17 protein-coding genes are annotated in these 20,431 nt (G+C 45.5%); 3 read left to right on the forward strand and 14 right to left on the reverse strand.

Annotated elements, in window-relative coordinates:
- Window positions 1–2 precede the first annotated feature (2 nt).
- The 10 genes from MSG34_RS19580 to aspA all read right to left on the reverse strand — a co-directional run bounded on the left by MSG34_RS19580 (window position 3) and on the right by aspA (window position 13,808).
- Window positions 3–1,850 (reverse strand): protein-disulfide reductase DsbD, encoded by a 1,848-nt coding sequence (locus MSG34_RS19580; RefSeq protein WP_061040439.1) that lies wholly within the window; start codon window positions 1,848–1,850, stop codon window positions 3–5.
- Between the two features lie 175 nt (window positions 1,851–2,025).
- Window positions 2,026–2,514 carry an arginine repressor gene (locus MSG34_RS19585; RefSeq protein WP_017063664.1) on the reverse strand — a complete coding sequence of 163 codons (489 nt, stop codon included), beginning with the start codon at window positions 2,512–2,514 and terminating at the stop codon, window positions 2,026–2,028.
- Window positions 2,515–2,841: 327 nt separating this feature from the next.
- Window positions 2,842–3,306: an aspartate carbamoyltransferase regulatory subunit gene (pyrI, locus tag MSG34_RS19590; RefSeq protein WP_050647091.1), complete on the reverse strand. Its 465-nt coding sequence runs from the start codon at window positions 3,304–3,306 to the stop codon at window positions 2,842–2,844.
- Window positions 3,307–3,321: 15 nt separating this feature from the next.
- Window positions 3,322–4,251, reverse strand: a complete 930-nt coding sequence (gene pyrB, locus MSG34_RS19595; RefSeq protein ID WP_004729720.1) for an aspartate carbamoyltransferase — start codon at window positions 4,249–4,251, stop codon at window positions 3,322–3,324.
- 491 nt (window positions 4,252–4,742) lie between these two features.
- The gene (locus MSG34_RS19600; RefSeq protein WP_004729719.1) at window positions 4,743–5,753 is read right to left on the reverse strand and encodes an ornithine carbamoyltransferase; all 1,011 of its coding nucleotides are present in this window, start codon (window positions 5,751–5,753) and stop codon (window positions 4,743–4,745) included.
- A 141-nt stretch (window positions 5,754–5,894) separates the two neighbouring features.
- A complete protein-coding gene (gene arcC / locus MSG34_RS19605; RefSeq protein WP_019821541.1) occupies window positions 5,895–6,806 on the reverse strand; it encodes a carbamate kinase in 912 nt (303 codons plus the stop codon).
- A 73-nt stretch (window positions 6,807–6,879) separates the two neighbouring features.
- The gene (gene arcA / locus MSG34_RS19610; protein WP_050647092.1) at window positions 6,880–8,103 is read right to left on the reverse strand and encodes an arginine deiminase; all 1,224 of its coding nucleotides are present in this window, start codon (window positions 8,101–8,103) and stop codon (window positions 6,880–6,882) included.
- Between the two features lie 806 nt (window positions 8,104–8,909).
- A complete protein-coding gene (locus MSG34_RS19615; RefSeq protein ID WP_052880307.1) occupies window positions 8,910–10,358 on the reverse strand; it encodes a YfcC family protein in 1,449 nt (482 codons plus the stop codon).
- Between the two features lie 510 nt (window positions 10,359–10,868).
- On the reverse strand, window positions 10,869–12,176 hold the full coding sequence (locus MSG34_RS19620) for an anaerobic C4-dicarboxylate transporter (protein ID WP_017061168.1): 1,308 nt from the start codon (window positions 12,174–12,176) through the stop codon (window positions 10,869–10,871).
- 180 nt (window positions 12,177–12,356) lie between these two features.
- Window positions 12,357–13,808 carry an aspartate ammonia-lyase gene (aspA, locus tag MSG34_RS19625; protein WP_019821539.1) on the reverse strand — a complete coding sequence of 484 codons (1,452 nt, stop codon included), beginning with the start codon at window positions 13,806–13,808 and terminating at the stop codon, window positions 12,357–12,359.
- Window positions 13,809–14,092: 284 nt separating this feature from the next.
- Here aspA and MSG34_RS19630 point away from each other — a divergent pair, with 284 nt between their 5' ends.
- On the forward strand, window positions 14,093–14,617 hold the full coding sequence (locus MSG34_RS19630; RefSeq protein ID WP_012604974.1) for an FxsA family protein: 525 nt from the start codon (window positions 14,093–14,095) through the stop codon (window positions 14,615–14,617).
- Window positions 14,618–14,791: 174 nt separating this feature from the next.
- Here the strand turns inward: MSG34_RS19630 and trmL are convergent, their stop codons facing one another.
- From trmL to MSG34_RS19650, 4 genes are all read right to left on the reverse strand, one after another.
- Complete coding sequence (trmL, locus tag MSG34_RS19635) at window positions 14,792–15,271, reverse strand: tRNA (uridine(34)/cytosine(34)/5-carboxymethylaminomethyluridine(34)-2'-O)-methyltransferase TrmL (RefSeq protein WP_248339149.1); 480 nt, start codon at window positions 15,269–15,271, stop codon at window positions 14,792–14,794.
- A 77-nt stretch (window positions 15,272–15,348) separates the two neighbouring features.
- A complete protein-coding gene (locus MSG34_RS19640) occupies window positions 15,349–15,966 on the reverse strand; it encodes a superoxide dismutase (RefSeq protein WP_248339150.1) in 618 nt (205 codons plus the stop codon).
- 76 nt (window positions 15,967–16,042) lie between these two features.
- On the reverse strand, window positions 16,043–17,422 hold the full coding sequence (gene cpxA / locus MSG34_RS19645; protein WP_050652559.1) for an envelope stress sensor histidine kinase CpxA: 1,380 nt from the start codon (window positions 17,420–17,422) through the stop codon (window positions 16,043–16,045).
- Window positions 17,422–18,111, reverse strand: coding sequence for a response regulator (locus tag MSG34_RS19650; RefSeq protein WP_248339151.1), 690 nt, complete (start codon window positions 18,109–18,111; stop codon window positions 17,422–17,424). Before MSG34_RS19650 ends, cpxA begins: the two co-directional genes overlap by 1 nt.
- Before the next feature lie 447 nt (window positions 18,112–18,558).
- On the opposite strand from MSG34_RS19650, the gene MSG34_RS19655 reads away from it, so the two are divergent.
- Window positions 18,559–19,068, forward strand: a complete 510-nt coding sequence (locus MSG34_RS19655) for a CpxP family protein (protein WP_017061162.1) — start codon at window positions 18,559–18,561, stop codon at window positions 19,066–19,068.
- Between the two features lie 164 nt (window positions 19,069–19,232).
- A complete protein-coding gene (gene fieF / locus MSG34_RS19660; RefSeq protein ID WP_029235400.1) occupies window positions 19,233–20,141 on the forward strand; it encodes a CDF family cation-efflux transporter FieF in 909 nt (302 codons plus the stop codon).
- The last annotated feature ends 290 nt before the right edge of the window (window positions 20,142–20,431 follow it).

Genomic DNA, 20,431 nt, shown 5'->3' on the forward strand with positions numbered 1-20,431 from the left:
CGTTATAGCTGGTGGTTTTGCATGTGTTTTAAGAATACATCAGCAGGCATAAAACCGGTTACACGAGCATTTGGAACATGGTTACCCTCGCCATCCCAGAACTCAATCGTCGGTAAACCAAGTACCTGTAATTGTTTAAGCAGTTCAATATCTTGAGGCATGTTTCTCGTTACATCGGCTTGTAGCAGTACGAAGTCAGAAAGCTTGTTTTCCACATCAGCTTGATGGAAGGTGTACTTCTCGAACTCTTTACACGCCACACACCAATCGGCGTAGAAGTCGAGCATTACAGGCTTACCGAGTTTCTTGGCTTCAATGAGCTGGATTTCTAGCTCTTCAACCGTGTTGATGCGTGCAAATTGGATGTGCTGTTCTACCGTTACGCTCTTTTCTGCAAACCAGTAATTGAGCGCAGGTTGAGCTGATGCGAACAGGCCAAGCATCGCAATGATGCCAACAGCGCTTTGTTTCCAGCCACCAAATGGCAGTGCATTCTTGCTGTGGTAAAGCCAACCAAAGGCGATAAAGCCAAGACCAGACCAAAGCACGGTTGCCCACAACTCAGGAATGATTCGCTCTAGCAGGAAGATAGGCGCGGCAAGCAAGATAAAGCCGAATACGATCTTCACCTTGTCCATCCAGCTGCCCGCTTTAGGCAGTAGCTTATTACCAAACACTGCCACTAAAATCAGCGGAATACCCATACCCATGGCTAACGCGTACAGAGCGATCGCACCAGTAAATAGGTCGCCACTCTGAGCCACATACAGCAGCGCGCCTGACAATGGCGCCGTGGTACAAGGTGAACACACCAAGCCAGAGATAGCGCCCATTGCGAACACGCCCAAGGTATTACCACCTTGCTGCTTGTTGCTTTGATTGTTGAGCCAAGTTTGAATGCTGCTTGGCAGCTGCAGGTTATAAACGCCAAACATCGACATTGCTAACGCCACGAACAGAACACTCAGCGCGATCAGCACGTAAGGGTGCTGCATAGCGGCTTGGAACTGCATGCCTGCTGAAGCAACCACTAAACCTAATAAGGTGTAGGTTAACGCCATGCCTTGCACGTAAATAAACGACAGCATTAACGCGCGACCTTGGCTGAGCTTGCCACCACCTAAAACGATACCCGTTAGAATCGGATACATCGGCAGCACACACGGCGTAAAGGCTAAACCAACACCGAGTGCTAAGAATAATAGAGGGGTCCACCAACTGTCACCGAGCTTATCGGCTAAGCCTGCTTCTTTTGAAACTGGGGCATTTGGCTGTTGAGTCGTGTTACTTACAACGTCTGCTTTCGGAGACGTTGGTTGCGTAGAAACATCGGTTTCGTTGCTAGCAGAAGATGAAGCTTGTGAGCCACTACCTTGCGAATTAGGAGAACCTGTTGCTGTGAACGGTTCAATGTCGATGACACGAATCTCTGGTGGGTAGCAGAACCCTGCGTCCGCACAGCCTTGATACTTAACGATCAGCTGTGAGCCATCTTGGTAACTCTGCAGAGGGACTTGCACGAATAACGGCTGAGTATAAATGCTCACCTCACCGAAGAATTCATCTTGGTGCGGCTTACCATCTTCTAATTCAACATTACCGATAGCGAGATTTTGCCCGGTGAACGAGAGGCTATGTTGATAGAGGTAGTAGCCCTCTTTTACTTGCCAGTCGAGAAGGACTTTGTCGTCTTGCTGGTAGTAATTGAAAGGGAAAGCTTGGTCTACAGGGACAAAACCATTGTTATTGCCTCCGAAGCTTGGCTCGGCGTTGTCGTTCCCAAATAGCGCCCACGCAGGCTGGGTGAATAGGGAAACACAAACAAAAAGTAATGTGGCAAGTCGTCGCATACTATTTAGTCATCAAAATGGAGTTGAAGGTATCTTAACTCAATCAGACCGTAATAGTTTGCTATTAGTTTCATCGGCAAACAAATATCCCCTAAGGCGGGATAGCGATTTTATTGGGTAATCGAGCGGGGATCTGCAATTCAACTTGAGTGACTTGCCCTTGTAAAAGAGACATTTAGGCAACACCCAAGCGTGCTTTTACGACTTGTTCGCAAGCATCAATATTCATCGTATCTTTTGGAATAATAAGCACAGTATCATTGCCGCCAACGGTGCCGATAATCTCGGTGTGTGGGTCGATGTCAACTAATCTTGCGACTAATTGTGCACAACCTGGATGAGTTTTTACGATGACCATCGCTTGGTTATGAGTGATGAATTCGATTTGCGATGAGATGGATGCATCGACACGAACCGGTGCACTTTCAACCGTGATGCAGTAAACCTTTTTACCGCAAGCATTCTGAATTTTGACAACGCCAAGCTGTGACAAAATACGAGATACGGTCGATTGGCTGATACCGGTATAGCCAATATCGACGAGTTTCTCTCGCAGTTGGTTTTGGGTTGAGAAGCTTTGTTGTTGTAGTAAGCGTTTGCACGCTGCAGTCAGTGTTTTATCTTCAGCTGAATACAAGCAACCGTGCTCAGTGATTGGGTTCATGAACAACTCCTTAAGGTCAACATGTGGTTATCGCTTGTCCATAGCGCCGAGCGTACTCCCAAAGCCGTAGAGTACGATTGTTAAATAGGGCTTACCGATGAATCCCGAAATAAAGAGGGAAGGTATGCGTGATGTATGATCGTCTATCCATTGAGTCTACCACTAAAGGATAGTTATCTTTTTGAAGGGGATCACCAAATAAAATTCTAGTTAATTGCTTTTATTTTGGAGTTTTATTCTTTTGTTAAATGGATATTTATTCCAAGTTTGGCATAAATATCCATCGGTATTAGGGTGCTTTGGAGACCGTGATAATGGCGCTAAGGGTTAGCGAATTTCACTCATGATCTCGCGAGAGAATACTTTTTCACAGTAGTGACATTTTAGCTGCACGTTTTCCTGTTTTAGCTGCACTTTAAAGCTGCTTTCGACTGGCTCACCGTGAGAAATACAGTTGCTATTCGGGCAAGAGTAGACACTGTTGATTTGCTCTGGCAGCACTAATGTTAGCTTGTTGACCACCTTGTACTCTTCAATCTGATTTACTGTCGCTTGCGGGGCGTACAGAGCCAATTGGTTGGCTTGTTCTTTGGTCAGGAAGATGTTCTCAATCTTGATAAGATCTTTATGGCCAAGCGCTGACGATGGCAGATTTAATCCCATGGTGATGCGCTGCTCGGTCTTGTGCAATTTAAACAACTTGAGGATTTTGATCCCAAGGTGAGCAGGGATGTGGTCAATGACGCTGCCGTTACGAATGGCTTCTACTTGTAGCTGAGTTTGTTTAACCATGACTGTTTCTCCTGCTTATAAAGTGTCGTTTAGAACTAGGGCTAATAGGGCTTCGCGAGCATACACACCGTTTTCCGCTTGCTCGAAGTAGTAAGCGTGTGGCGTTTTATCTACGTCGGTTGTGATTTCATCGACACGTGGTAGTGGGTGAAGCACCTTCATGTTTTGGCGTGCATCTTTCAGGGTATCGGCTGTTAGAATGTAAGCCGATTTCATGTGCGCGTATTCTGACGCATCAAAGCGTTCTTTCTGTACGCGAGTCATGTACAAAACATCAAGCTCAGGCACCACTTCTTCAATGCTGCTGTGGGTGCTGTATTGGATGCCCATCTCTTCCAGCTCTTCACAGATGTAATCCGGCATCGCTAACACTTCTGGCGCGATAAAGAAGAAACGCACGTTATTGAATTTTGATAGTGCTTGCGTCAATGAGTGTACGGTACGGCCATATTTTAGGTCGCCAACAAATGCCACATTGAGGTTGTCGAGCGTGCCTTGCGTCTCGTAAATCGAGAACAGATCCAACAAGGTTTGCGTTGGGTGCTGATTGGCACCGTCGCCACCATTCACAATTGGCACACCGTTAGAGAACTCAGAGGCTAAACGTGCTGCGCCTTCTTGTGGGTGGCGCATCACAAAGGCGTCAACGTAAGAAGAGATAACCTGCACTGAATCGGCAAGTGTTTCGCCTTTTTTCGCCAGCGATGTGTTACCGCCATTATCAAAACCGATGACCGTGCCACCTAGGCGTTGAACTGCGGTTTCAAATGAAAGGCGAGTTCGAGTTGACGGCTCAAAGAAGCAGCTCGCCACCACCTTATTTTTCAGCAGCTCTGGATTTGGCTCTGCTTTGAGTCTTGCGGCAGTATCGACAATAAGCTCCAGTTCATCACGAGAGAGTTCTGGAATGGAGATGATGTGCTTGTTAAATAACGAATGCGCCATAACGGGTCTTCCTTTTTCTATGCATACAGTCAAATTGCGGACAAAAAAAAGCCCCCTAAAAATAGGAGGCTTCGAAACGATCAATAGAGCAAAATAAAAATGACACCACCGCCACTCTTTGGCGTGTAGTTTGACAATTATGTGCGACAGAATTGCGGTTCATTTTTTGCTCTCTTTAGACAAATTGCGGAGGATTATACTCAGATAAAAAGGCCATGCAATACTTTCTGTAAAGTATTCATTTAATGGATTTTTATGCGAAATCACATCCATTTCTAGCTTCTATTTAAGCCTTTGTTGGAGCTGCGAATCTCAGGCTTTTTCAGGTAATAATCTTTTCTAGTACGTGAAAAAAAATGCGGGTTTTATCCAAGGTCAAAATCCCAAGAACGCCACCCGCATTTCCCTGTTACTGCACTGAACTTGTCAATATCTTGCGAACAAGTGCGTGCTTAACTTCTTAACTTCTTAACTTCTAACTTTTTAATTTATTAGCTGCCAAGTGTTGCAACCATTACTGCTTTGATGGTGTGCATGCGGTTTTCTGCTTCATCGAACACGATTGAGTATTCAGACTCGACCACTTCATCCGTCACTTCTACGCCATCTTTAAGCTGTGGATATTCAGCAGCAAGCTGTTTGCCGACTGTTGTATCTTCGCCGTGGAAAGCGGGTAGGCAGTGCATGAATTTCACATGTGGGTTGCCTGTTGCCTTGATCATGTCCATATTGACTTGGTAAGGCATCATTAGGTTGATGCGCTCAGCCCATGCTTCTTTCGCTTCGCCCATCGATACCCAAACGTCGGTGTATAGGAAGTCACAACCTTGCACGCCTTCTTGAACATCTTCAGTCAGTGTGATTTTGCCGCCAGTGTGTTCTGCGATTTCACGACATTGAGCCAGTAGCTCTTCTTGTGGCCAGAATTGTTTTGGAGCAACAAGGCGAATGTCCATACCCATTTTCGCAGCGCCAACCATTAGAGAGTTACCCATGTTGTTGCGAGCATCACCTAGGTAAGCAAAGCTGATTTCATGCAGTTGTTTACCACGGCCGTATTCCGTCATGGTTAGGAAGTCAGCTAGGATTTGTGTTGGGTGGAATTCGTCAGTCAGACCATTCCATACTGGAACTCCAGCGTAAGCGCCTAGCTCTTCAACAATCTCTTGACCGAAACCGCGGTATTCAATGCCATCGTACATACGGCCAAGAACGCGAGCGGTATCTTTCATTGATTCTTTGTGGCCAATTTGAGAGCCAGATGGGCCTAAGTAAGACACGCGAGCGCCTTGGTCGAATGCCGCTACTTCGAATGCACAACGAGTACGAGTTGAGGTTTTCTCAAAGATAAGCGCAATGTTTTTGCCAGTCAGTGTTGGCTGTTCGTAACCGTTGTACTTCGCTTTTTTTAGCTCCATAGAAAGATCTAACAAGTGTTGAATTTCGCGTGGAGTGAAATCTAGTAGTTTTAGGAAGTTACGATTGCGTAGGTTAAAAGCCATGATGTATTCCTTCTTAGATTTAGGCGCTTTCTTGTTACAGGGAAAGAAAATTCAAGAAAGCGCGATTCAATTTTTGTGTATTAATTTCAGTTCAAACGGTGATTCAGTTTTCTCGCAAGGTTTGAAAAGCTCGCGAGTAGATTAATCTTTGGTGATGTTGGTGCCCGCCAAGCCTTGCAGGATTTGCAAACCATCTTCGAGTGCGCCAATACCGACGACTTTGCCGCCTTGCTGAATGAACTCGCACGATGCTTCAATTTTTGGCCCCATTGAGCCTGCATCAAATTCGAATTGCGCCAGTTCACTTGGTGTGGTGCTGCGCAGTGCGTGTTGAGTCGGTTTGCCCCAATCAAGGTAAACAGCGTCCGCGTCGGTCAAAATAAGCAGTGCATCCGCATCCAGTTGTTTCGCTAAGAAAGCCGCAGACATGTCTTTGTCGATAACCGCTTCAACACCGACTAATTTTCCGTTCTCTTTTTTCACTGGGATGCCGCCGCCGCCAGTACAAATTACGAGGTGGCCTGCATCGATAAGTTGGGTGATCGCTTCGTGTTCAACAATGCCAGTAGGGCGTGGGCTTGGCACAACGCGACGGAAGTGTTGGCCGTCTGGTTTGACGATCCAGTGGAATTTCTCCGCTAGTTCACGCGCTTCCGCTTCTTCGTAGATCGGGCCAATCGGCTTAGTTGGATCTGCGAATGCAGGATCGTTTGGATCAACCGTCATTTGCGTCAACATGCACGAGATGTTGCGGTTTGGCAGATAGTTCTTGAACTCTTGCATCAGCATGTAGCCGATCATGCCTTGAGTCTCACTGCCCAATACATCTAGCGGATATGGATTTACTTTTTTGTATTCCAAACCTTGCAGAGCCAGTAAACCAACTTGTGGGCCATTACCGTGTACTAGAACCACGTTGTACACTTTCGCGATTTCAGAGATGGTTTTAACCGCTGTTTCAATATTACGGCGTTGAACATCGGCTTCTAACGGTTCACCGCGACGAAGTAGGGCGTTACCGCCGAGTGCAACAACAACAGTTTGCTTAGTCATAATTGTGTTCTCTCATTTTGGCCAAGCTGAGATTATTTAAGATCGTTCAGCTTGGCCGTTTTCGTCTTAGTGATTAGATACCATCACGCTCAATTGGGCAGCTCATGCAGCGTGCGCCACCGCGACCGCGGCCAAGTTCGTCTCCTGGAATCGGAAGAACCGTGATGCCTGCTTTGTCGTATTTTTCATTGGTGTATGTGTTGCCTTCGTAGCCAATCACGACGCCAGGTTTAACCGTTAGAACGTTGTTTGCATCGTTCCACTGCTCACGTTCTGCATGGAAGTTGTCACCACCGGTCGTGATTAGGTTTAGCTTGTCTACGCCAAGTGCTTTTTCGATAGCCGTTACGAAGTAGCCTTCTTCTTTCACTTTTACAGAGCCAGACTCATCGCCAGTTAGGTTCCAGCACTGCACGTCTTTACTCACCACTTCAGGGTAAACAGAGAACGTATCTTCGTTCATGTGCGTCATCACGGTGTCTAAGTGCATGCAAGAGCGGTGTTTTGGTAGCTGCATTGCGATAACTTGTTTCGCTTGACCGTGTTTGAATAGGCTAGATGCTAAGTGCTCAACACCTTGTGCTGTTGTACGCTCAGACATACCGATAAGAACCGTGCCACGACCGATTACAAGAACGTCACCGCCTTCAATCGTTGAGTTGTCATAGCTGATGTTTTCTTCATCGCCGAAGTATTTAATGAAGTCTTGGCCAGCGAATGTTGGGTGCCAGCGGTAAATAGCGCGAACGTGGTTGGTTTCACGTTGACGAGCAGGTTTCGCCATCGGGTTGATGGATACGCCACCGTATACCCAGCAAGATGTATCACGAGTAAATAGGTGGTTTGGTAGCGGTTCAATAATGAAGTCGGTTGGTGCGTGCATGCCTTGCATCATTGAAGATGATTTCATTGGCATTTCAGCGTAAGACAGACCGCCCGTTAGGATTTTTGCTAGCTCTAGGTTTGGTAAATCGCCCAAGTAGCAGCGCACATCGTTAGCAAAAGTTTTGCCTAAGCGGTAATCAGAAACTTGATGATTCAAAAGCCAATCTTTCGCTTCTGGCACTGCTAGCGTGTCTGCTAGTAGGTCAGTAAGAAGAAGAACTTCAACACCTTGATCACGAAGCGTTTGAGTAAATGCGTCATGCTCTTTACCTGCACGCTCAACAGCCAGTACGTCATCAAATAGTAAATCGTGACAGTTAGAGGGTGTTAGGTGAGTCAGTGCGCGTCTTGGACGGTGAACTAGAACGCGGCGTAATTGACCTATTTCAGAACCTACATAGAACTTACTCATGATCGTCTCTCTCTTATATATTTGAATTACTTTTATCGCTAAGAGTAATTATTTATTTTCAGTTGAGAAGAATGAATTATTTATTCATATCTCTTGTCTGGAATTAATATTACGCCTGCTAGTCAGGTATTCTTAGAGATCTATCACAAATCGTTTTTTATCCCGCAGCCCTTTAAAATTAAGGGTTTTAACAAACTTTATGCACTTTTAGTCATGACTAATACCTTCTAAATAGTTAGCGGTTAGGGAACTTTATGCACGCTTTTTTGATGAAACTTACTAGAATCTAATTTACGAGGGATTATATGCAGAATAGTTTTATTGATAAGAGTGTACTTAGCTTGGAAGTATGCAGTGTTTTTATTTAGATATTTAATTTTGGATGTGGAATTAATTATTTATTAACAAAGTAAATGCGAATAAAGCCGTTGTGATCACATTTTAAAATCGGCTATTTAAGTGTGTTTTTTGATAAAAAAGGGCATTAACCCTCGTCTATTTATTAGGCTATAAATTGCTTTAAATATAATTAACGCTAATAAGTGACTAACTATTTGTTTAAACATCATGGTTGAAAATAGAGTGTTATTTCATCAAGCTAATTTGATGTTTAAACCTAGGTTTGATTCTTCTATTGCGAGTGCTTTGAGTTTGGTAGAGCTTAGCTACGAACAGAAGATACCTTGAATATCGCGTGTATGGCTTTGAGGAGCTGTTTCAGTAGCAGAGGGTTACATTGAGGGAGTGCAATAAAAAAGCCGCTGTAAGAAGCGGCTTTGGATGAGAAAGGAGTGAAGTGCTGTTAGTTAGATAAGCGCACCAATACTCAGTACAACAATGCAGAACACCATCAAGATACCGACTAGTGGCATCACCCACTTAACCCAGCGCACGTAAGGGACGCGAGCAATCGCCAAGCCACCCATCACCACCGCTGAGGTTGGGGTGATTAGGTTCACCAAGCCAGATGCTGATTGGTACGCAGTGATAACCAGGTCACGACCTACACCGGCAAAGTCAGCCAATGGTGCCATGATTGGCATGGTAAGTACCGCTAAGCCAGAGGTTGATGGCACTAAGAACGACAGTAGAATCTCTAAGAAGAACATCACGTTAATGAAGATAACCGAAGAAAGCCCCGTTACCATCTGTTCTGCAGAGAAGAGAATAGTATCGGTGATCATACCGCGGTCCATCACCACCACAATACCACGTGCAATACCTATGATGAGCGCAACGCCAAGTAGGTCGCGGGCACCATCAATGAAGCTGGTGGTAAACTCTTCTTCGCTCATGCGAGCCACAATACCAACGATGATGGTTGCTGCTAAGAACATCGCTGAGATCTCAGCCATCCACCACCCAGCAACGGATACACCGTAAATCATCACAGCGAACGAGCCACCAAAAATGGTCAGAATCAGTTTGCGAGTCGCGGTGAATTCAAGTTTTTCGCCGCTCGCATTACCTAAGAAGTGCGCTTTGTTCTCTTCGTATTTGTCGTAGACAATTGATGTTGTTGGATCGGCTTGAACCATTCTTGCGTAGCGCATTACGTAGGCAACACAAATACCCCAACCAATAATCAACATCGCAATGCGCAACACGATACCGTCTGTAAATGGAATACCAGAGGCGTTGGCAGCGATCACGGTTGCGAATGGGTTAATCGTTGAACCCAGCACCCCAATACCTGCGCCAAGCAGCACGGTCGCAGCGGCAACTAGAGGGTCAAAGCGAGCTGCCATCATTACAGGCACTAGCAATGTATAGAAGGGCAGTGATTCTTCCGCCATGCCGTAGACGGTACCACCTGCGGCAAACAGTGCCATCAGTATTGGTATCATCAACTCTTCTCGCCCTTCTAAGCGGGCGGTAACGCGTTCGATACCGGCATCAATAGCTCCCGTTTTGGTTACTAGCCCTAAGAAGCCACCAATGATTAAGATGAACAGCGAAACGTCGATAGCCGCCGCTTCATAGCTATTGTGGTCGTAGAAGCCGTCAATAGGCGCTAGCAGTACATCAATCACGCCTTGAGGGTTACCTTCTACCGCTTGATAGGTTCCGGTTACAGGTACTTCTCGGCCTAGCTCTTCATTCATTGCACGGTCGTATTGGCCTGCTGGAACAATCCAGGTGAGCAGTGCGACGAACGCAATCAGAATAAATAGAATGGTGTAGGCAGAAGGGAATTTAAAGTTGGCAAAGAAGCCGCCCTTTTTTTTCTCGCTTGGTATCGTTTGAGCTGTCATGGCTATCTCCTTACATCATCTTAAATAGAAGTGATGTGAATTAGCGACTAATGATTTATAGATTGTAAATACACAGACACTTATAAAGCACTCAACGATATAAAGTTGCTGACTTTAAATTAAGTTTGTTTTTATATTTACTAATCCAAATGAAGTTAGATTTAATTTAGCTGCGGTTATTTTATTCCTTACTTTGGTATTTAAGTTTGGTGCTGTTCACAAAAATAATGGCTAATGAACGGGCTGAAAAATGGCAGAAGATCGTCTAGGTTTTTTGGTTAGTTAGCTTGGATTAATATTCGTTGTGGATTAACTGGAAGTGGGAGGAGATTGATTTGGTAGGTGTTGTTTATGATCGGTCTGAATAATCTTGGAATTTTATTCAAACTTTATTTTTAGGCGTTTTTTAAAGTTTATAATGGTTATTTGATGCGTATCAAATAACACATTGAGTAGAAAACAAAAAAGGAAGCCGAAGCTTCCTTTTTAATGTTCAATCACCAGCGAATGTTAGATAAACAGACCGCCGAATGCGAAGCCTAGTGCTACCGCAGTACTGATTGTTACCACACCTGGAATGAAGAATGGGTGGTTGAATACGTAGTTACCGATACGCGTTGAGCCTGTGTCATCCATCTCAACCGCTGCTAGTAGCGTAGGGTAAGTTGGAAGTACGAACAGCGCACTTACCGCAGCAAAAGAAGCAACGGCTGTTAGTGGTGCTACGCCAATCGCTAGTGCTGCAGGCATCAGTGCAACCGTTGTTGCGCCTTGAGAGTAAAGCAGCATAGAAGCGAAGAACAGAACAAGAGCCAGCATCCAAGGGTAGTCAGCAAGTAGAGCACCAGCAACGTCTTTGATTTCAGCAACGTGTGCGTTTACAAACGTTGAACCTAACCAAGCTACACCAAGTACACATACACACGCCGTCATACCAGAGCGGAATGTTGGTGCTGAAGAAATCTTAGCTGCGTCAATCTTAGTGAACATCACGATAGCCGCTGCTGCTGCTAGCATCACAGACATGATTGCTTCGTTACGACCTAGTGCTGGGTTTTCAATTAGGCCAACAGAGCTAGAGATAGCCGCTGCGTAACAAACCACGAAACCAATTGCTGCTAGGAAGATGTACGTTGCTTTCTTCGCTGTAGGTAGAATTTCGCGTTTCTCTTCTGTCGCCAGTTTGATTAGGCCTTTCTCTAGACGCTCTTGGTAAACAGGATCGTCTTTCAGTTCGCTACCCATGTAGTTAGCAACAACTGCACCAACCATACAAGCGATGAAGGTTGTTGGGATACAAACCATCAATAGCGTTAGGTAATCAACACCAAATGGTGCCAGCATTGCTGCGAAAGCCACAACCGCAGCCGAGATTGGCGAAGCTGTAATAGCAATTTGAGAAGCGACAACTGCGATAGACAGTGGACGAGAAGGACGAACGCCTTGGCCTTTCGCTACTTCTGCAATAACAGGAAGCGTAGAGAATGCTGTGTGACCAGTACCCGCCATCAGTGTCATTACAAAGGTCACAATCGGCGCGTAAAAGGTGATGCGTTCAGGGTGTTTACGCAAAAAGTTTTCGGCAATTTGTACCAACCAGTCCATACCGCCAGCAACTTGCATTGCAGCAATTGCGGTGATAACTGACATGATGATCAAGATTACGTCGATCGGGATGAAAGATTGGCTTGTTGGAACGCCAAGAATAAGTGAAAGGGCAATAACACCAGCACCACCGGCAAAACCAATACCGATACCGCCAATTCTGGCCCCCAAAAAGATAAAGAGCAGGACGACAAACAGTTCTACTGCAATCATAAGTAACACCTCATTTAGATTTTATTATGTGAACATTCGCCGCTGGAATGTTCACATAATAGTTCTATGGTTTAGATTCAATTTGGCAAAAGCGCAACCAACAGAAATCCACAAAATAATCATGGTTAACCGTATTGGAGCCTAAAAAAGGGCTCCGTTTGGAGCCCTTTCTCGCTAACTTTATTCGTAGCGCTTCGCTTTATACTGAGGATGCATCAAATTTTCAACAGAGAAAATGTCATCAAGTTCTTCTTCGGTTAATAAACCGCGCTCTAGAACCACATCACGCACGCTCTTACCTGTCTCAGCACAGATCTTACCAACAATGTCACCCTCGTGGTGGCCAATGTATGGGTTTAGGTAAGTGACGATACCGATAGAGTTAAATACGTGTGATTCACATACTTCTTTGTTTACAGTAATGCCGTCTACACACTTGTCGCGTAGGTTCACACAAGCGTTTGTTAGGATGTCTAGAGACTCAAACATGCTTTGTGCAATAACGGGTTCCATTACGTTCAGTTGCAGTTGACCACCTTCTGCAGCGAAAGAAACCGTGTTGTCGTTACCTAGAACTTTAAAGCAAACTTGGTTTACTACTTCTGGCACAACTGGGTTTACTTTAGCAGGCATGATTGAAGAACCTGCTTGCAGTTCAGGTAGGTTTAGCTCGTTCAGACCAGTACGAGGGCCAGAAGAAAGCAGACGTAAATCGTTACAAATTTTAGACAGTTTCACGGCTAGACGCTTAAGTGCGCCGTGCGTCATTACGTATGCGCCACAGTCAGATGTTGCTTCGATTAAATCTTCAGCCGCAACACACTCTAGGCCCGTTACTTCTGCTAGGTGTTTAACTGCTAGGCCTTGGTAACCCGGTGCTGCGTTCAGACCTGTACCGATAGCCGTTGCGCCTAGGTTAACTTCAAGCAGTAGTTTTGAAGTGTATTCTAGGTTTTTGATTTCTTCATTGATGGTTACAGCCCAAGCGTGGAACTCTTGGCCAACCGTCATTGGAACTGCGTCTTGAAGCTGAGTACGACCCATCTTCAAAATCGTGTTGAATTCTTGGCTCTTAAGCTCGAATGCACCTTTTAGGTATTCGATCGCATCAATCAGTTTACGAACGCTGTTGTAAACAGAGATACGGAAGCCAGTTGGGTAAGCACAGTTTGTCGATTGGCTGCGGTTTACGTGGTCATTCGGGTTGATGAACTCGTATTGGCCTTTTTCTTTGCCCATAAGTTCAAGAGCCACGTTCGCAACAACTTCGTTTGCGTTCATGTTCACAGAAGTACCAGCACCACCTTGGAAAACGTCCGATGGGAACTGATCCATGCACTTGCCCGTGTCTAGAATTAGGTCACAAGCTTGGATGATGTATTTAGCCACTTCGCTTGGAATTACACCTAACTCTTTGTTTGCTAAAGCCGCCGCTTTCTTAGTCATCACCATACCGCGAACGAATTCAGGTACATCTGAGATGGTTACATTTGAGATGTTGAAGTTTTCAACTGCGCGTAGAGTGTGGATGCCGTAGTAAGCATCAGCCGGAACATGACGTTGACCTAATAGATCTTCTTCGAGACGAGTAGCTTGAGGAGCTTCAACTTGAGCTTCTGATTGAGTAGCCATAACAGGATCCTTAGAGAATTATTCTGATTATATAGTTAGTTATTAGCCTATTCTGTGTGCAAATACTCCGTTCGCTAGAATATTGGGCTGATAAATCCGTCCTGACTTATGTGGCACATGATACTGTACTTAGCGCATAAAAATATTAAGTGGATCACCTTTTTCGGTTTTGTTTAGTCAATATTTTGCAAAGTTATTCTTGGTCAATAAACACGCTTATTTACAGGATAAATTTGAGATTGTTAGGGCTTTCAGCGTAAACTGCAAGTAACAAAGGAGGGCGTGTGTTTCCTATCTTATTATTACTATTTATCTTCGTACCCATCATTGAGATTGGGCTATTTATTCAAGTTGGTGGCTTCTTAGGATTGTGGCCAACTATTGCGTTGGTTCTGATCACTGCATTTGTGGGTGCATCGCTGGTTCGTAGCCAAGGTATTCAGACACTTATGTCTGTGCAAGGTCGTTTGCAACAAGGCGAAATGCCAGCACAACAGATTCTTGAAGGCGTGATGCTTGCAGTTGCCGGTGTATTGCTGCTGACTCCGGGCTTTATGACGGACGCACTTGGTATGTTGGTACTGCTGCCAGCACCAAGAGCGATGATTGCCAAGAAAATGATGGAAAAAATGGTGGTGACCAATATGTCTGGCGGTTTCCATGCGGGTGGACAAGCTGGTTTTGGCCAGAGCCCATTTGGACAAGACCCATTCAATCGCGATCCATCTGACCAATCAAAAGACGGCAACACCTTTGAAGGTGAGTTTGAGAAGAAAGACGACGACAACGATCGTAACCGCTTAAACTAATTAATTTTTCTCTCTTTATACAGAGGAAAAACAGAAAAGGCTCTTACCTTTATCCTTCGCAAGAAAGTGATAATGGTAAGAGCCTTTTTTATTGTCTGTCGTCTGCTGTTACTTACTTTTTACTGTTGATAACAGATAACAGATAACAGATAACAGATTAGTTTGAGGGTTAGGTTATACCGCGCCTTCAAAACCCATTTGTCGCCATGCTTCAAAAGCAATGATTGCCACTGCGTTAGATAGGTTGAGGCTGCGTGCGTCTGGCATCATTGGAATGCGAATGCGTTGTTCCATTGGCATGCTCTCGATGAACTCAGCAGGCAGGCCGCGAGTCTCAGGGCCAAACATCAACACATCACCTTGTTGGAATTTCGCATCAATGTGGTGGCCTGTCGTTTTAGTGGTGCAAGCAAAGATGCGGAAATCACCCTCGCGTTCATTCTCTAGATACTCAAGGAAAGCTTCTAGGTTCTTGTGACGCTTTACTCGTGCAAGGTCGTGGTAATCCAAGCCAGCACGACGGACCTTCTTCTCTTCAAAATCAAAGCCTAGCGGTTCAATCAGGTGCAGGTTTGCGCCGCAGTTAGCACATAGGCGGATGATGTTACCCGTATTGGGTGCAATTTCTGGTTCGTATAGAGCGATATCAAACATGTTGGTTCACAAGAGTAATCAAAGATAGCCCGAGTATACGGTGGCAAGCTGAGTGAGTACAGTTCGCCACCCTCAGCTTAGGCTTGGTTCGCTAGGGCTTGCGCGTAGTTTTCAGATACGGCATTCCAATTCACCACGTTCCACCATGCATTGATGTAATCAGGGCGACGGTTCTGGTAGCTGATGTAGTAGGCGTGTTCCCAAACGTCGAGCGCAAGAATCGGTTCGCCATCACTGGCTACGGTATCCATCCACGGATTGTCTTGGTTCGAGGTTGAGACGATTTTCAGTTGTCCTTGCTCTACCACTAGCCAAGCAAAGCCCGAGCCAAAGGTATTGATCGCCGCTTGAGCGAACTGATCTTGGAATGTCTCGAAATCTCCGAAGGTACTCTTGATAGCCTCACCAAGCTCGCCCGTCGGTTCACCACCGCCGTCTTGCGACATGCAGTTCCAATACAAGATGTGATTGTAGTAGCCGCCGCCATTGTTACGCACGGCCGGGCTGTGCTGAGAGATGTTGGCGAAGATCTCGGTCAGAGATTGCTGTTCTAGCTCGCTGCCAGAAACCGCTGCAACAAACTTATCGTAGTAGGTTCTATGGTGCTTGCTGTAGTGTACTTCCATCGTCTTAGCGTCAATGTAAGGCTCTAGGGCATCGTAAGCGTAGGGTAAAGCAGGGAAAGTGTGTGACATGGTAAATCCTCCTTAATTAGAGGATTCACCATAATGATAATAACAATCATTATCAACTGTGATCTTTGTGGGGGTATTACACCGGTAAGATAGGCAGGGTGATTTCGAGCTGTAATCCACCTAACTGGCTACGGGTTGCGGTGATGGTTCCGCTGTGTTGGCGAATCGCGCTTTCAGTAATGGTTAATCCAAGACCTGTGCCGCCGGTATTACGATCACGGGCAGTGGAAACGCGATAGAAAGGTCTGAAGATAGAATCTAATTCATCATCAGGTACACCATCACCATTATCATTGACGCAAATTGTTAGCTGATCTTGAACCACATGGAATTGCACATCGACTTGGTCTTTACCGTAGTAGATGGCATTGCGTGTAATGTTGTCTAGCGCACTCATCAGCAGCTTAGGGTTGCCCGAAATAGAGCGTTCTGGGATCTCCGAAAACGTCAGTTGTTTACCCATCTGTTCGGCTTCAAACTCTGCGTCCTTTAAGATCTCTTCCCATAGGCTCGAGATAGGCTGAACCTCACGAGTAATATGGCTGTCGACCTGCATACGAGATAGCGTCAGCAACTCACTGATCATCTGTTCCAAACGCTGTGCTTCGGTATCAATGCGTTCTAACTCTTGGCTCTCACCTTGTTTACGAATCGCCAGTGCATTGGCCATGCGAAGGCGTGTCAGTGGGGAGCGGAGCTCGTGTGAGATATCAGAGAGCAGGCGTTGTTGCCCCGAAATCATCTGGTTTACCGCTTCGACCATCTGGTTAAAGCTTTCACCGGCTTGTCTGAACTCTGAAGTACCTTTCTCGAGTGTTGGATCGACCTCGAATTGACCTTTCGCCACACGTTGTGCCGCGCGTTCTAGCCTGCGAGCGGGTTGACTCAGTGCCCAAGCTAGCCAAAGCAATAGCGGGGTACTCGCCAGCATAACCGCAAGCAGTAACTGCAGAGGTCTATCAAACAGGCGTAACAAGAATGGCGGTGGTTGAGTCCACTTTATTCCGGCGTACATCAACAGCTCTTCACCCGCGAGTTTGATCGGTACTGGACCTGCCACCATGTAGTGTCCGTACAGTTTTTGTTTCGGCACTTCAGGGTTATCTATCGAGGTAACAAAGTTGCGAATCGCTTTAAGTTTGTAGTCTGAATGCCTTTTCGAGGTAAGGACTGCGCCCTCAAGATCGGTCAGGTAGATGCGAGCGCGAGAATCTTTGCGGCTGCGTGGAGCCTCAAGTTGGAAGACAATTTTGCCCAGATTTGGTTCTTTGGTGTAGCGTTTCTCTGTGATTTTAGCGATACGTTCGAGTTTATCGAGGTGATCTGCGGGCACATCTCGCGCGACTCGAGGGTCTAAATGGGGAAGTGACAGCACCGACAAAAGCACCAGTAACATGGTGAACCAAAAGATAGCAAAGATACGTCCATATAAGCTGGTGATTTTAGGTATACGCATTAATCTTCCTCTACCAATAAGTAGCCACGGCCTCGTAAGGTTTTGATGCGTGATTTACCGTCAGTGCGCTCAGGAATCTTCTTACGCAGATTGGAGATGTGCATGTCTATCGCACGGTCAAATGCTGCGAGCCTTTTACCTAATACATCTAGGCTCAATGCTTCTTTGGTGATCACTTGCCCTGGGTTTTGGATAAGGTGGCTCAGTAGTGCGAACTCGGTTGTGGTGAGGTCGATGAGCTCACCATTGCAGTAGGCTTCTTGTTTGCCAGGGAAGACTTCGATGTCTTGATATTGAACTCTATCACTGGCCGCTTTAGGCGTGGTGGCGGTTTGAGTTCGACGCAAGATAGCTCGAATACGCGCTAACAACTCTCGGTCACTGAAGGGTTTAGGCAGGTAATCGTCCGCGCCAAGCTCAAGACCAATCACACGATCGATCTCTTCACCTTTAGCAGTCAGCATTAATACTGGTGTTTCCCAATTTTCTCTCAGTTTCTTTAGTGTTTCCATGCCATTAAGACGCGGCATCATCACATCCAAAAGAATCAGGTCTATCTCATCATTGATAGCTTCAAGTCCTGCATAGCCATCATTGGCTTCGGAAACAGTGAAGCCCTCAAAGCTCAGAATGTCTTTGAGTAAGCTGGTTAACTCGGTGTCGTCATCAATAAGAAGAATGTTCGCCATTGGGAAGCCTTAATTGGTTATTTACACTTTAGGGCATGTTGGCCTTTCGCGGTTAAATTTTGTTCGAGATAAAAGCGTTTTAATCGCGGCGAGGGGGAAGTAGCCTAGTCATTCTAAGCAAATTCCCCTCAACAAAGAGTAAAACGCTTTTAGCCGAACCCTTCGGGCAGCATTTGCTGGTCATTTCTACTGCGTTATCGGCTTCTCATGTAGGCTAGCTACACATCAAAGCCTCTGTCTTGTAGAAATACCCAGGCAACTCGCTGCAAAAATCAGCTCGAAAGATCAACATGCCCTCATAATACTGCTAATTATTCGTCAACTTTCACTCTTTACGATTCTTTACGCTTTCTAAACGTCACTTTACGAGGGAAAGACTAATCTATATCTAAGCGCTGAGAAACAGACGCAACACATGACTTATTATACCGAATTGAGGCAACAATTATGAAAATGACTAAGAAACTTGTACTAGCAGCTGCGGCACTTCCACTAATGTTAGGTACAGCAAGCGCGTTCGCATATGGCGGCGGCGATAAAGGCGACCACAAAGGCATGCACGGTAAATGTGGTGGCTTCGATAAGAAAGTGATGCGTCAACTAGACCTGACTGATGCACAAAAAACAGAATTGAAAGAGATGCGCGAAGCCAACCGCGCTGAGATGAAAGAAAAACACGCTGGCAATAAAGCCGATAAAATGGCGAAAATGAAAGCGCACCAAGAGAAAGTTCAAGCATTGGTACTGGCTGACAACTTCGATGAAGCAGCAGCAAACGACCTAGCAAGCCAAATGGTCGAGAAGCAAACTGAGCGTCGCGTAGCAATGCTTAAGAAGCAACACGAAATGATGAGCGTACTAACGGCTGAGCAAAAGACTCAACTGAAAGAAATCCAACAAGAGCGCATGACTAAGTGTGCTGACAAAATGGAAAAACGCATGAACAAAGACAAGTAATTCATTGTTTGAGAAATCAGCGTTGAATGAAAGTGTTTAGAAAGAAGCGGCCGAGTGCCGCTTTTTTTGATCCTTAAAAATGAATGCTTTACATCATGGCTGTCATATTCAATTGGTTGTTTGCAGGTTATACTTTGTGCTATCAGTCACTTTATAGCCAAGTTATGAAACAAGAATACGCACGTTTAGTTACGCTCGCCGCTTGGGCAGCCACCACCATCGCCACTATTTTATTGATAGTGAAAGTCGCAGCGTGGTGGGTGACAGGTTCTGTGAGTCTGTTGGCTTCCGTCGTGGATTCAATGCTGGATATCGCGGCCTCTGTCGTTAACCTTATCGTGGTTCGTTATTCTCTGCAGCCTGCCGACAAAGAGCACACCTTTGGTCATGGTAAAGCTGAATCGCTTGCTGCATTAGCGCAGGCGATGTTTATTTCAGGCTCTGCATGTTTCCTTATTCTCAATGGTATTGAGCGCTTCTTCCGACCTCATGAACTGAACTCTCCAGAGATTGGTATCTACGTCAGCTTATTTGCGATGGTGATGACCTTCGGTTTGGTTCGATTCCAAAAGCATGTGGTCAACAAAACAGGCAGCCAAGCTATTGCGGCCGACTCTCTGCACTATCAATCAGACCTTTATATGAATGCCGCGATCATGTTGGCACTGGCATTGAGCTGGTTTGGGATTGGTCAGGCGGACTCAGTATTCGCGGTCGGTATTGGTATCTACATTCTGTACAGCGCTTATCAAATGGCGATGGAAGCGGTTCAGTCTCTGCTTGACCATAAGCTGCCAGATGATGAGCTGAAACAGATTAAAGAGACATCATTGAGCGTGGAAGGCGTGTTGGGTGTGCATCAATTACGAACGCGTCGTTCGGGGCCAATTCGCTTCATTCAACTGCATCTAGAATTGGAAGATAATATCCCACTTATTGAAGCGCATCGCATTTCTGACGAAGTAGAGGCTAAGCTTATCTCCGTGTTCCCTGATGCTGATGTATTAATTCACCAAGACCCGTATTCGGTGGTATTTGGACCAGAGAAGCAGCAGAAATTCCACTCGTGGTAATGCGTGCTAAAAATCAGCGGGCAAATGGTAAGTGAGTGGCTTTTGAACTAAAGTGAGTAAAAATTATTAACTGTTAGGTGATTCAAAAACCACCTTAGTAACAATTAATGTTGATTCTGATGTGAATCAACAAAGTTATTGAGTAAAACTGTAATACTCTTACAGAAGTAGAAATGTTACATAATTTTACGCGATTTGAGTGCTATTCCTGTTGAGGAAATGTAACATAACGCACAAATATAGATTTAAAATCTTGTTGATATACAATCAGCAAGAACAAGAATTGAATA

Origin of the sequence: Vibrio sp. 1CM2L (assembly GCF_023161695.1) — a bacterium.
In the GTDB taxonomy this organism is placed as follows: Bacteria; Pseudomonadota; Gammaproteobacteria; order Enterobacterales; family Vibrionaceae; genus Vibrio; species Vibrio coralliirubri.